Genomic DNA, 13541 nt, shown 5'->3' with positions numbered 1-13541 from the left:
CGCTGCCGCACGACCCTGACGACTCTTCGTCGGTTCTCTGCTATCGGGTCTGTGTCGGAGGTTGTTTGTCGGTCCAGGATGGCGGCATCCCGACCTGAGAAGCCGCAAAGTCCACCAGACCGGGCGATCGGCCAAATTTTTCACACGCAGGATATTTCGGCTTTCCACCAAGTCCGGACTTGATTCTCTGCCCAGACGGGATCTTTGGGAGGCCCCTGAAGGGTGTCTTGCCGCTGACGAGCATCCTGGAAAAATCACTGCCGAAGCTCGCCGCGAGCGAATAGGCGTCCCCGATCTGCGACACGCGCGCACTGGTAGTCACGAAGTTTGCTCCCTTTGCCCATACCATCGCACCCACCTGCCTGCCGTCCCGTGTGGTTGCCTCGGCCTCTACGGAAAGGCCTCCAAGCCCCAAGGGCAGCCTCGGGACGGGCACCGGAACAACGAAGTTGGCTCCAAGCGACGTTGCAGTCGACAGGGCGGCCACCGTGGCATTGGTCGGCACGATGCGGGTGATGGTTGCGTGAACGACGAGGTCAGCATCCTCTTTTCGCTCCACGACGACGAAACGATCACTGACGCCGACACAGAGGGCGCGGCTGATCACATTCGCGACCAGGGCCTGATCGGAAGACTTCCTGACGGATAGTTCAGCGCTGCCTGAAACCTTCGTTGGTTCGATATAAACCGTTCTGTTGGACGCGAGATCAGTTGAAGCGACCCGATAATTCGCTTTGGTCATTCGCCCGTTGTTCGATGTCAAACTGTCGTAGGAGGCGAGCGAATTTGCCCGCTCGAGCGGCACGGCGGCGCACCCCCCAAGCGACAAAGCAAGGAAAGCGGGCGCAATCAGTCGATGACACGGCTTGATGCCTGCCAAGCCAAGGCGGGGATGTAACATTTGTTCTCCTGATGGGTGAGGAAACGGCCTGCACATACGGCTACCGCCACCGTGTTGTCTGTGTGGCTGTGAGCGTGTCGGCGAACGAAGGCCTATCTTTCCACAGGCTGCCGTTCTCCATTTCTGCATATCCAAGGTTGTAGACCGCGCGCATATAGTTGGTGTTGAATGGATCGGTCATGTTGTAGGCAACCTGCGTATCGATCGAGGCCACACGGAACCGAATGCCGTTCTTTTGGGCGTAGACGTAAGTGGCCACCAGCGCGCTACGTGTCTGTGCCTTGATGAGGGAGGAATTCGCCCGAGCCATGACTGTAAACGTGTTGTTCGTGGTGGTTGAAAATTCAGGCATCAGCGCGTTGTTGATGATAATGTACATGTTTAGCTTCACGCCCTTGGGCCACGCGACCTTGTCCGAATTGGCCATCCATCCCTCCGGAATCGTCAGGATTTGGGAGGCGGAGCCTCCGTCGGAGTGCATTTCCTCGAACGATTGGTCGCCTGAATTTGCTTTGATGAGCACCGCTGGATAAAGGCCGGGGATGCTTGCCGATGCGATGACGATATCGCGGAAAAGTTGTAGCGCGTCGGGCCGAGCGCTGTCGGCGATGGCGCCCATGTTCCAGACCACCGCTCTTTGGGAATCGAGGTTCGAGGTCAAAACAAGCAGGCGGCGTCCCTTGCGATGCTCCGCGGCGATTTTCGCCAATACATCCTGCGTCAAGTATCGTTCGACCATCGTCCTAAGCGGCTTCTGCTTCAGGAGGCTTGCGCCGAGAAGTCCCTGTGGCAGGAAATCGGCATCGACCAATTTCTTGGCGACGCCGCTCGTATATAAGTCGACGAGGATGTTGTCGTAGGCGGAACCGAGGAAGGCGTAGGGCGCGATCAGTGCGCCCGTGCTGACGCCGCTGACAATGTCGAATTCGGGTCGCTGCCCCCTATCCGACCAGGCCTTCAGCGCCCCGACGCTGAACGCGCCTCCGGCGCCTCCGCCCGACAACACAAGGTAGTTGACCTCCTTGTGTCTCGGAACCGGGAACCAGGCGCGTGTTTCAGGCAGGTTCCGGCTTGTATCCGCATAAATGCGGATATCGCCAAACCCGTGGATCCCGGCGGTCGCGGCAGCCTTCGGCCCATAGGGAATGCGGTCCGGCGCCATGCAGCCGGCAAGAAAAGCCAGCATGAAGATGGCTATCACTCGATGCACGGTTATAGCCTTGTACCGGGCGACTGTTTGGAGACGTTGAAATCTCTATCGACCATACCGCAGACATCATCCGCGGATGCGGCTTGCGGACGCCGTAATGTTCCGATCGTCCAATGCAGCGGCCTCACCAGATAACCTTTGAATTTCACTGTAATCTTCCTTCGCAATCGTATCTGGCTGTATTAATTCAGAATTTGTCGTTGCCTTTGGTTTTGTAATGTTAAGAATTGTTGGCCGCAGCGATCGGGTATCCGCCATCGGGTCGCCAGCAAGTTCATGGCGTGGCGGAGACCGGAATCCCGCAACAAAACTTCATCGATCGCCTTGGTTTCGTCCCTGTTTTGACATCGCCAGGTTGCTTGCCGCGGTTATCGATCGCGACAGCAAAACGGGAGGTCGCTATGACCCATGATGAGATGACGATTGCCGAGGTTCTGAAGGATCCTCTGATCCGACAAATGATGCGGGCAGACCGGGTGTCTTTGAGAGAGATGAAAAAACTGCTTCGGGAAGCGGAAGGCGGGCAGAGGCTTCTGAAGAAAATCCGTCCCTCGCCAGAGGCCGCCGGATCGGCGTGCGCGACTCCATCTGGCCGGCAATCCTTGCCGATGTTGCCGTCAATATCGTCAGCGGCCACAGGCTGATCGGAAACGCACCGAATTGGATCTTCGAGCGGTCTTTGTGATGATCAATCGCGAAGGCGAGGGCACCCTCGCCATGACCACCATGAAGGGTTTTGCCAACAGGTGGTCGATTACCTTTGCTTGACGGGGACCTCGTGAGCCAGCGTCTGCTCTCTTGCAACTGGCCCCTGGCTCCTCTGATGCGAAACAGCCTGCATCGGCGGCAATTGTATCGTCACTCGCAGACCATGCGGCACTATGTTTTCAAGTAGCAGTGAGCCACCGTGGCCTTTTACGATTTCGTCCGCAATCGAAAGGCCCAGTCCAAAGCCGCTGTTGGAATTTAGCGACCGGGCCTCGTCAACCTTGAAGAAGGGCTCCAGGACTTTCTCACGGAGCCCTTCTTCAAGGCCCGGGCCGTTATCGCTCACAATTATGACCGCTCCGCCTTGCGGGCTATTTCGCAATTCGACAGCTACCTTCGTGCGGAACCTTACCGCGTTCTCAGCGATATTGGTGATCGCGCGTATGAGAGCCTTTTGTTGACAGACGTATCCAAACCGCTCAGGTCCGCAGTAAATTACGTCATGCCCGAGATCACAAAATTCCGATGCGATCGTCCGCAGAAGGCTGGAAATATCAACCTTTCTAAGCGGTTCGGCTGTAACGGTGCTGCTTAAATACTGAAGGCTTTCCTCGATCATGGTGGTAAGGTTGTCAATATCCGCCAGCATCGCTTCCCTGGACGCGGGGTCCTTCGAACGCTCCACGCGCATTCGCAGTCGTGTCAGAGGCGTCCTTAGATCGTGGCTCACCGCCGTCAGCATCCGCGTGCGATCATCGACCATTTTACGGATACGGTGACGCATGTTGTTGAGAGCGGTCGCAAGCGTGCGAAGTTCCCTGGCGCCTTCGGCGGTGAATTGCTCTCCTTCGTTACCGTCGAGGCGCAGTCTCTTTGCCGCGTCGGCAAAGCGGACGAGAGGCGACGTGATCATGCGGCTTATATAGAGCACCAGGAGGAGCATCGGCAGCATCAGGATGCTGGCCTTGACGATGAACTCGGCGACTGCGCTGAGAGACGAGGGGGAAACATCGGCACCGGTAAACCCGATAACGAGAGCACGTTGCGCGTCAAGGCGCACCGCAATCGTGCTGTGTCCCTCGCCGTCCGACGTGTTCTCAAGAACCACCGCCTCAAAATCGGCAGGCAATACGTCCTGAAGCGCGTCCGAGCTGAGGTGATCATCCGTTTGGCGGGCCAATTCGCCACGGACGTCGCTCCATGGCAGAACCTTCAATTCGAGACTGCTTGAGGCGCTTGCCCTCACCAGATGCTCGATTTCGTCGTCATTTCTGGCGCTTCTGACTTGATGCACAAGCAGCTCGATTTGAGCGCCTTTGCCCATAAGCATTTTTTCATTCTGGAAAATGAATGGCTCAGGGAGAACAGCGATAAGACAAATAACGAGCAGCGGAACAATAGATGCGAACACCATGAATTGGGTTCGTATGGATGCCCTGCGCAAGCGGCCAATCATAGTGCTATCGCAACCTCCGGAGTGAAAACATATCCGCCCAGGCGCACCGTTTTAATGAATGTCGGCTCCTTGTAATTCGGTTCGATTTTCTGCCGGACACGACTGACATGGACATCAATGCTGCGTTCGACAGGTCCTGCAGAGCCTGCATGGGTACGGGCCAGTATTTCCTGGCGGTTCATGACCTGCCGGGGGTGCTGGCAAAACACCAGCAGCACATCAAATTCCGCCGTCGTGAGCGACACATGGAAACCGTCGCGGTCGGTCAATTCTCGCGTGACCGGATCAATCCGCCAACCCGCAAACGTCATAGGGGCCTGCTGTGGCTTGACCTGCGCTGAATACGACGACCGCCGCAGAAGCGCCTTTATCCTCGCCAGAAGTTCCCTGGATTTAAACGGTTTGGTGACGTAGTCATCGGCGCCCAGCTCCAGTCCGACAACCCTGTCTATTTCTTTCGTTCGCGCCGTCAGCATGAGGATGGGTATTGTATCAGACGACCTGATTCTTCTGCATATGCTGAAACCGTCCTCACCCGGCAGCATTCCATCCAGCACTATAAGGTCGAATTCCTTCTTCTTCAGGACACCGTCCATTTCAACCGCAGACCCGACCGCCTCTGCGGTATAACCCGCCTCCTTGATCAGATCGATCAGCATACTGGCGATATCCCGATCATCCTCGACGACCAGGATTCGGGCTGACCCTTGTACAAGAACATTGGATGCGACGTTATTCATAGGCTTGGCCATTTGTGCCGGAATCCCGATTATCAGTTAGCCCGTTTCGCAGCATGGTTGTCAGCAACAATTATGTTTAATTTTGTTTCTGCGGTTCCGCCACGGACTCTGAATCAATGGGTTCGTCAGCACTGGCGATCAGCCTCAATCCTCAGTTCATGGACCACGGCCTCGCGGCTGTCGTCTCTCCCGAAGCTTCGCTTTAGAAGCAGCAGGAAATCGTCGACAAAGGTGAAGATCACGGGGATGACGACGAGGCTGAGGACGGTTGAAGTCATCAGGCCGCCGATCACGACGATCGCCATCGGCTGACGGAAGCTTGCATCGCCGCCGCTGAGGCTCAGGGCCACGGGAAGCATGCCGCCGCCCATGGCGATCGTCGTCATGACGATCGGGCGGGCGCGCTTATGGCAGGCGTCGACCAGGGCGTCGAAGCGCGAGAGGCCGGCGCGTCGCGACATGATCGCGTACTCGACCAGCAGAATCGAATTCTTCGTCACCACGCCCATCAGCATGAGTAGGCCGATCAACACGGGCATGGAGAAGCTGGTTCCGGTCAGCACCAGCGGCAGCAGCGCGCCGCCGAGCGAAAGGGGAAGCGCCATCAGGATCGTCAACGGCTGGAAGAAGTCCTGGAAGAGCAATACCAGAACGGCATAGATGCAGAACACGCCGATCCCCATGGCGATGGCGAAGTTGTTGAAGAGTTCCGAGCTGCGCTCCAGTTCGCCCTGTTCGACGAGCCTGACGTCGTCCGGAAGGTTTTGCAGGGCGGGCAGCGCCTGCGCTTCGCGATAGACGTCGCCGAGGATACGGCCGTTGAGTTCGACCGATAGCGTAACGTTTCGCGAGCGGTCGATGCGGCTGATCTCGGACGGACTGCCCCCGATGCGGATGTCGGCGACCGAACCGAGATCGACGCTGCCCCTGGCACCGGCAACGCGGAGATCTGCAATATCGTCAAGCGTCGTTCGGTTGCCGGGATCGAACCGGACGCGGATGGAGAGCTGGCGCTGGGGCAGGTTGAGCTTGGCAAGCGAGGAGGAATAATCCCCGCTCGTGGCCACGCGAACCGCTTCGGAAATCGCTTCTGCCGTGACGCCGAGGGCGGCGGCGCGATTGAGGTCCGGGACGATCTGGACTTCCGGGGCCTGTAGGGAGGCGCTGGAGGTCACTGCGCCGATGCCTTGAAGGCCTCGCAGCTGTTCTTCGAGTGCTCCCGCCACGCGGTCGAGCGCTCCGGAATCGTCGCTGGCGAGTGTTATTTCCAGCGTCGTACCGCTGCCGCCCGTACCCACTTCGATCCTGACGCCCGGGAGAACCGCGATTGCCTGTCGGATGTCGTTTTCGATCTCGGCCTGCTTGCGGCTGCGTTCGCCGATCGTCTTCAAATCGACGACAAGCGAGGCGGTCGCTGTATCGGCGGTCGTCGAGGAATCGATCATGTCATCCGACGAGGCGCTCCCGACGGCGGAAAACACCCGCGTGACGTCCGGCAAACCGGAAACGATATCTGCCGCCCGCCGCGTCATGGCGTCCGTTTGTTCAATCGGGCTGCCGGGCTGAAGCGTCAGAGTGATCCTCGTCTGCGAATCGTCCGATGCGGGCAGGAAGCCGGCGCTGAGCATGCTAATCGTCGAAAGCGAGAGCCCGAGAAATATGCAGACGCCGAGGACCGTCAGCTTGCGATGGCGCAGGCAGGTTTTGACGACGGCCATGTAGGCGCACATGATCCGGCCATCCCTCTGCGCGACGGGATGCGCCTTCATCAGATAAGCGGCCATCATCGGCGTCAGCAGGCGTGCGACGACCAGTGAAGCGAGAACCGCTACCGCCGCTGTTATGCCGAACTGGCGGAAGATCAGGCCGGGAATACCGCTCATGAAAGCGGTCGGCAAAAAGACCGCGACGAGCGTCAAGGTCGTGGCGACAACGGCAAGGCCGATTTCATCGGCGGCCTCGAGCGCCGCTCCCTTCGGAGTTTTTCCCATTTGCAGGTGGCGCGCGATATTCTCGATCTCGACGATCGCATCGTCGATGAGGATGCCGACCACGAGCGAGAGGGCGAGCAGCGTCACTGTATTGAGGCTGAAATCCGCCAGATACATCACGAGAAAAGCCGGGACGACCGAGAGCGGCAGCGCCACCGCCGAAAGCAGGGTCGCCCGCCAGTCGCGCAGGAAGAGCCAAACCACCACGACCGCCAGGATTGCACCTTCATAGAGCATGCGCAGGGAGCCGTCGTAGTTTTCGATGATCGGCCCGACCGTGCTGTAGGCCTGGACGATCTCGACATCGGGGTTGGCTGCGGCAAAGTCCTGCATCGCCGCTTCGATGGCGGCCGCGACGCCGGTATCCGAAAAGCCATTGGATCGTTTCACCTCGACAGCGATCACGGGTTCGCCATCGAGATAGGCGATCGACGAGCGGTCGGCAAAGCTGTCCGTCACCGCGCCAATCTCGGTCAGCTGCACCAGCTCTCCGCTCGGAAGCGGGATTGCGAGCGCCTTCAGTTCTTCGACGGAGGATACCGCCCCAAGCGTGCGGATCCCCTGCTTGCCGCCGCCGATCTCAGCCCGGCCGCCCGATGTGTCCGACTGCACGGACTTGAGCTGCAAGGAAACGGTCGCAGCGCTGAGGCTGAGCGCGCTCATGATCTGGGGGTTGAGGTCGATATGAACTTCGCGCTTGATGCCACCGATCCGGCTGACCTCGCCGACGCCGGGTACGGAAAGCAGGGCCTTCGTCATGTCGTTGTCGACGAACCAGGAGAGTTCCGTCTCGTTGAGGCGGACGGAACGCACCGCGTAGGTGAGGAGCGTGGAGCCCTGCACTGTCACCTTGGTCACGCCCGGCGCCTGCATCTCGGAAGGCAGGTCTCCGCTCGCGCTATCGACGGCATTGCGCACCTCGTTCAGCGCTTCCTCACTATCCTTTCCCAACTGGAACGAGACATTGATGGTGACCGATCCGTCCGTGACCGTCGTCGTGATGTGATCGAGGAGGCTCAGCGATGCGAGCCTGTCTTCGATCTTGCGCGCGACTTCCGTTTCGAGCTGCGCCGGCGCGGCTCCTTCAAGCGAGGCGCTGATCTTGATCGTCGGCAGATCCATGTCGGGAAAGTTCTGTACCGCGAGCCGGTCGAATGCAATCAGGCCGCCGACGGTCAGCAGGATAAACAGCAGGATGGCGGGAACCGGATTGCGGATCGACCAGGCGGAGAAGTTCATCGCGATTCTCCCTTTTCGAGCTGGACGAGAGCATCACCCGTCACCCGGACGAAGGACTTGTCCGAAAGAAAAGCACCACCCGTCATCACGACGCCGGTCGAGCGGTTAAGGCCAGAGAGGATTTCCACTTCGCTGCCATTGCGGCGGCCGGTTTCCACACGAACGCGTGACGCGCGGTTGTCTGCATCCACGGTGAAGACGTAAGCGATGCCGTCACGCAGGACGAGCGCCGTCTCGGGCACGGTGAGCGCCGCCGTGATCTCAAGCTCGATCTGGCCGGTGACGTAAAGACCGATCGGCGGGCGGGCCTCCGCCGGCAACGCCACATAGGCGATCGCCCGTCCGGTATCGGTGCTGACCGTCGGTGCGACAAGCCGAACGGTGCCTTTTACACGTCGATCGCCAGGACCGACGATCGTGGCTGTCAGGCCTTGCCTGATGCGAGGCAAATAGCGTGCGGACACTTCCGCCTGCCATTCGACACGCTGTTGGCGGATCATGCGGAACAGTTCCGTGCCCGAGGAGACGACGGCGCCGAGCTGGGCCGAGCGGGACGTGATCAGTCCATCGTCCACTGCCAGAATAGTCGCCTTGGCCAGTTTGATCTTCTGGCTTTCCAGCAAGGCTTCGGCGGATTCCACCCCTGCCATCGCCGTCTGTTCGGCGATCAGGTATTCGTTGATCTTTTCATCCGACAGTACGCCGCTCCCTTGCACCTTGCGTGCCCGGTCGGCATTCGCCGTCGCCTTGGCGAGGTCCGCCCTGGCACTTGCCAAGGCGGCCTCCTGGCTACGCAGTTCTGCACGCACGGTTTCGTCGGCAAGCCGGACGAGGGGCTGACCCTTCGAAACGACCGATCCGACATCGACAAGGACGGCGGTTACGCGCAGGCCATCGATTTCCGCAGCGATGACCGCTTCATGCCAGGGTTTCAGCCAGCCGCTGGCCGGTACCGTTTCAGGCCATCGGCGTTCTGCAGGATTGGCGACGGCGACGGTAAGCGCTGCCGCCTTGTTCTGTTGCGCAAGCACAGGCTCCGCCGCGGAAGCAAGGTTCGCGCTCACGAAGAGGGCGAGAAGAAGAGTTGTCGGTCGCATCGGTTGAATCTGCTTTGCTGCACCCTACCGGACGCTTAGAACTTGTACCCGACCATCAGCATCGCTGACGGCTGTACGTCGTTCTGAACGATCGGACTATCCTTCGCATCGCCGGTCAGGAACCCGACCGCTGCCTGGCCACGGATAACCCAGTGTTCGGTCGCCATATATGTGACAGACGCCTCGATATCGAAGCGTTTCAAGCCAGCGCTTGCCTCATATTGCCGCAATCCCGATCTCGCAGACTGGGCAGCGGTTACCCCAAAATAGCTTTTCATGTAGTTGTCGTCGGCAAACGTTGCGGAAGCGCCAGCGGAAAGAATGAAACGATCGTAGTGATGCGAGACATTCGCACCGACCTGACCGAGAAGTCCGTCGCTCCCGCCGATCGTCTTGTCGACAGACGCATAAAATTCCATCGGTCCCCATTCATACGAGAGCTTCGTTCCGACGACAGCCCCAGCGTCGATGTCGCCAAGCCCTCTCAGGTGAGAGGAATCGTCTTCATCCCGCCCACCCCCGATGTCGTAACCGCCCTTCACCGTGAGCTTAAAACCGTTGGACTTCAGCACATCGACTTCCAGCCCGCCCGGATCGATCGTGACGCGATCACCGAAGGTTGCGGAAATCATGGGAATGGGGACCAGTTCGAACTCATCCGATCCTTCGAATTTCGGTGCATACATGGCTCCGGCGCCGACCATGACGTTCCAGTCGGAAAGCTTCTGGCGTATCCCGCCAAACCGTCCCTTGTCGAAGCTCGCGGTCGCGGGGATAGCAGCCTCTTCACCCTCGTAAGGGTCGGCAGCGCGTGCCTCGGCAAGGGGGCAAGCGACAACTGCGAGCCCCGCAGCGATGGCGACACGTCGCGGTCGGCTTAAGAAGGACTTGGTCAATGACATTCAAATTGGCTCCTGGGATCCGGTAGAGAGTTTTCGGCGTGCAGGCGTGAAAGCCCGACGCGCCGGCCTCTTGCGGAGCGCACTGTCCCAGACGACGCCGTTAACTTGGGTTTTGTGATGTTAAGAAATGTTGTCCCGGTCGATGCCGCTGGCCTGCAGGTGGCAGCACTCGCAACAAAATCAAACAAAACCAAACACACGCTTGCACCGGTAAAAGCTAGATTTTCTCATCTCCGTATGAGGAACTCGCTATGTCTATCGAAACAACTCACCCCAAGAGAATTCTTGTGTTTCTGCCCGTGGCGGCGGCCAATGCGATCGTCGCGAAACTGGCGAGCCATGGGCATGACTCCGTGGCGGTATCGACGTTTCCGGAGGCTTTTATTGCACTCCGTTCGGATCATTATTCCTTCGCCATAACGACACGACCGGAGATCGATCTCCTGCGCAATATCCGCTCCATACCAGTGGTCAATCTCGAGGTTTTCTTCCATACGGAGCCTTCCGGCGATGGTCCGCTGGTAACGTCAAAACGGTTCGACAGCAGCGCATTCATCAAACGGATCGAGTTTCTTGTTCAGCCTATGGCGACAAGAGTTGAACCCGCTGGCGCCGAGCGGGCAAAGAACGAAGCGGTGCGAGAACCTAAGACGCCCCGATGGTGGGTGGCGGTAAAGTCCATGTTGGGTTTGCCGCGCCGGCGAGAACGATTGAAGGATGTTCGATCCTAAGAGGCATCCAACCCGTCAGTGCAAATCAACACATTGACGGATTTGTCTTCGCGAGGTTTTTTCGCATCGGTAGCGCCTTCGACTTAAATCGGACGCAATCCCCTCGGCATTCGCAGAACATGACATCGTTCCGCCAGTTGGTCTCCGTCAGTCTTTCGGTTCTCGCGGGGTTAGCCGCCGCCGGTGCTCCGACAGGGGCCGAGGCCCATCCTCATATTTTCGTCGACGCGAAGTTCGAGGCGGTGGCGGGCGCGGACGGCAGCCTCGCGGAGGTGCGAGACACCTGGCGCTTCGATGAAGTCTTCTCCTCGTCGGTGCTCCTCGACTACGACAAGAACCGCAACAACACTCTCGATCCCGCGGAGGTGGCTGCGGTGGCCAAGACGGTTCAGGAATCCCTTGATCGGTACAACTACTACACAAACGTGACGATCAACGGCAAATCGTTGGCGCTGGCCAAGCCAGATGCCTTGCACGGCACCTACGAGAACGGCTACCTCACCCTGTCGTTCAGTCAAAAGCCAGTGCAAAAGACGCCATTGAAGGGATTGATCGTGTTCGGCGTCTTCGATCCGACCCTCTATACCGCGCTGGACTTTTCAGACGACGCGGCCCTGAAGACGTCAGGCAACAGTTTCGGCCACTGCGCGCGCAAAGTCGTCAGGCCGGATTCGAAGGAGATCCTGGCAGAAAACCAGGCGATGCTGACGACCATGTTCTTCAGCGACCCGATGGGAAGCGACTATTCGCAGATCGTTGCGACGAGGCTGGAGGTCCGCTGTTAAATCTTCCTCAACCATGATGGCCGACCTTCACAAATATCATTCCCGGAGAGTGTTCGTGAACCCGAAGCTCATACTTCTCAAGTATCTTGGATTTTTATCCGCTGTCGCCTGTCTATCCGCGCCTTCCGCATCCTTCGCCTCCGAAAGCGCGTCCCGGCTCCCGAATTGGCTGAACGCCCATGTCGGCGCCGGAAACGGCCAGATCGCGCCGATGGTGCTGGAAAGGGCACGTGCGCTTTATCAGGAAAAGCTGTCGCAAGGTAAGATCAAGAACGCCTGCTACTTCGCCATGGACGCTACGCGGCCGAACGACCTGACCGAAGGGCCTGCAGGGGGGCGGTTCTACATCATCTGTGAGGCTGAGCAGTCCTTTCGCGTAATTTCGTCGGGGCACGGCGGGGGCCGCAACCTGCCGGGCGTCGCAAACTTCACCAATGGACGGCAGTGCGCGAAGAACTTCGGCAATGCCCTCAACTCCAATCTGACCGCAGGCGGGGCCTATCTGACCAGCGAGATCAAGACCTCCTTCAAGGGCTACTACAGCGTTTCCCCAAAGCAGGAGACGGTCCTGACCAGGTCGTTCGTGCAGTTCGACGGCGTCGGAGAAACTGCGAACGCCAGGCAGCGCGCGATAGGCGGACATGCCTCGGCACTCGTCTCCGGCATCTGCATGATGAAGAAGCCGGATAGTCCCTACGCCAACCGCGACGGATATGTTCCCCGTGGCAAGCTGGTAACCTATGCGGGCGGCCGCAGTGATGGCTGCACCAGCTGGTCGCCATCGGAGACGCCCCAGGTGCTGTCGATGGTCAAGGACAATCCGACGACCCTCTACGTCTATCCGGAGTCAAAAGACATCGCGACTGTCTCCAAGGCACTGGCGACGGGCAAGGCACCGGAGAAATCAGGACATTACTGGAACGCCACGTGCCTGCAGGAGATCGGCGCGCCGAAGTTCTGGGCGAAGGAGACGCTGGAGCCGATCATCACCAAATACACCGAAGATCATCCTGCACCGCCGCCACGGCCGGTTCCGATATGTGAAGGCTTCCTTTGAGGTTCGACTGGACTGACCACACGAAACTCTGACTTCGCGCCTTCTACCTTGGCTTTGACCCAAGTGGATAAATAGGGCTAACATCCACATCAGCAGTGGCCTCTCTCTTGCGAGAGCGCTGCGCTCATGGAGATGCAGATGAGGCGCGCGCTTTTCCTCCTGAAACTGACGACGATCCTGATCGGGATGACCTATTCGGCGTCCGGCGCCTATGCAGGTCCCCAGTCGGTTCTTTGGAGCGCCTTGCGGCCTGCGGATCAATCGAGATTAGATGTCGCGTTACCAGGCATGGCGTCCAGTCGCTCCCAGGGCGAAACACTCGCGTGGCGTGACGAAAGCCGTGCAGTAGAGCTGACCGGGTTCATCCTGCCCGTCGATCAGGACGGCGATCTCGTCTACGAGTTCATGCTGGTGCCCTGGGCTGGAGCCTGCAGCCACAGCGCGGCTCCACCGCCGAACCAATTGGTCCATGTCGTAGCAGACGAGCCATTCCATCTTTCGAGGGTTTACGAGGTCGTCACCGTGACGGGGAACCTGCGACCCGGCTTGGACAAGGCCCAACTCTTCATCATGGACGGTGTGCGCGTCCTCGACTACGGCTACAGCATGAGCCATGCTGAGGTCGCGAGAGCGACCGATATCGCGGATCCCGACCTGAAGTCGATTTCACCGTTCGGCGTGCTTGCGCGATAAACGTTCGATCGGCTGGTGGTTCACGGCGCTG

12 protein-coding genes are annotated in these 13541 nt (G+C 59.0%); 5 read left to right on the top strand and 7 right to left on the bottom strand.

The features are described from left to right. Positions 1–40: 40 nt before the first annotated feature. Positions 41–901: a DUF3313 domain-containing protein gene (locus MOV63_RS09365; protein ID WP_247033416.1), complete on the bottom strand. Its 861-nt coding sequence runs from the start codon at positions 899–901 to the stop codon at positions 41–43. Positions 902–941: 40 nt separating this feature from the next. Further along, complete coding sequence (locus tag MOV63_RS09360; RefSeq protein ID WP_247033414.1) at positions 942–2087, bottom strand: patatin-like phospholipase family protein; 1146 nt, start codon at positions 2085–2087, stop codon at positions 942–944. A 425-nt stretch (positions 2088–2512) separates the two neighbouring features. Between MOV63_RS09360 and MOV63_RS09355 the strand changes: the two genes are divergently transcribed. Beyond that, entirely contained in the window at positions 2513–2755 is a 243-nt protein-coding gene (locus MOV63_RS09355; RefSeq protein WP_247033413.1) for a hypothetical protein, read from the top strand. A 110-nt stretch (positions 2756–2865) separates the two neighbouring features. Here the strand turns inward: MOV63_RS09355 and MOV63_RS09350 are convergent, their stop codons facing one another. The 5 genes from MOV63_RS09350 to MOV63_RS09330 all read right to left on the bottom strand — a co-directional run bounded on the left by MOV63_RS09350 (position 2866) and on the right by MOV63_RS09330 (position 10244). Then, positions 2866–4233 (bottom strand): HAMP domain-containing sensor histidine kinase, encoded by a 1368-nt coding sequence (locus MOV63_RS09350; protein WP_247033412.1) that lies wholly within the window; start codon positions 4231–4233, stop codon positions 2866–2868. A 38-nt stretch (positions 4234–4271) separates the two neighbouring features. Next, positions 4272–5027 carry a response regulator gene (locus MOV63_RS09345; protein WP_247033411.1) on the bottom strand — a complete coding sequence of 252 codons (756 nt, stop codon included), beginning with the start codon at positions 5025–5027 and terminating at the stop codon, positions 4272–4274. Between the two features lie 113 nt (positions 5028–5140). Next, entirely contained in the window at positions 5141–8245 is a 3105-nt protein-coding gene (locus MOV63_RS09340) for an efflux RND transporter permease subunit (RefSeq protein WP_247033410.1), read from the bottom strand. After that, on the bottom strand, positions 8242–9342 hold the full coding sequence (locus tag MOV63_RS09335) for an efflux RND transporter periplasmic adaptor subunit (protein WP_247033409.1): 1101 nt from the start codon (positions 9340–9342) through the stop codon (positions 8242–8244). The genes MOV63_RS09340 and MOV63_RS09335 overlap by 4 nt, the downstream gene beginning before the upstream one ends. Before the next feature lie 35 nt (positions 9343–9377). Further along, positions 9378–10244, bottom strand: a complete 867-nt coding sequence (locus tag MOV63_RS09330) for a MipA/OmpV family protein (RefSeq protein ID WP_040124963.1) — start codon at positions 10242–10244, stop codon at positions 9378–9380. A gap of 251 nt (positions 10245–10495) precedes the next feature. Here MOV63_RS09330 and MOV63_RS09325 point away from each other — a divergent pair, with 251 nt between their 5' ends. From MOV63_RS09325 to MOV63_RS09310, 4 genes are all read left to right on the top strand, one after another. After that, positions 10496–10975, top strand: a complete 480-nt coding sequence (locus MOV63_RS09325) for a hypothetical protein (protein ID WP_247033408.1) — start codon at positions 10496–10498, stop codon at positions 10973–10975. 119 nt (positions 10976–11094) lie between these two features. After that, positions 11095–11760 carry a DUF1007 family protein gene (locus MOV63_RS09320; protein WP_247033406.1) on the top strand — a complete coding sequence of 222 codons (666 nt, stop codon included), beginning with the start codon at positions 11095–11097 and terminating at the stop codon, positions 11758–11760. Between the two features lie 55 nt (positions 11761–11815). Next, the gene (locus MOV63_RS09315) at positions 11816–12817 is read left to right on the top strand and encodes a murein L,D-transpeptidase catalytic domain family protein (RefSeq protein ID WP_247033404.1); all 1002 of its coding nucleotides are present in this window, start codon (positions 11816–11818) and stop codon (positions 12815–12817) included. Between the two features lie 138 nt (positions 12818–12955). Continuing rightward, entirely contained in the window at positions 12956–13510 is a 555-nt protein-coding gene (locus MOV63_RS09310; protein ID WP_040125815.1) for a DUF3299 domain-containing protein, read from the top strand. The last annotated feature ends 31 nt before the right edge of the window (positions 13511–13541 follow it).

It is taken from the genome of Neorhizobium sp. SHOUNA12A, assembly GCF_023006505.1.
Lineage (GTDB): Bacteria > Pseudomonadota > Alphaproteobacteria > Rhizobiales > Rhizobiaceae > Neorhizobium.
Note: the sequence above shows the minus strand (reverse complement) of the source record. Positions and strands in the feature narration are given on the sequence as shown.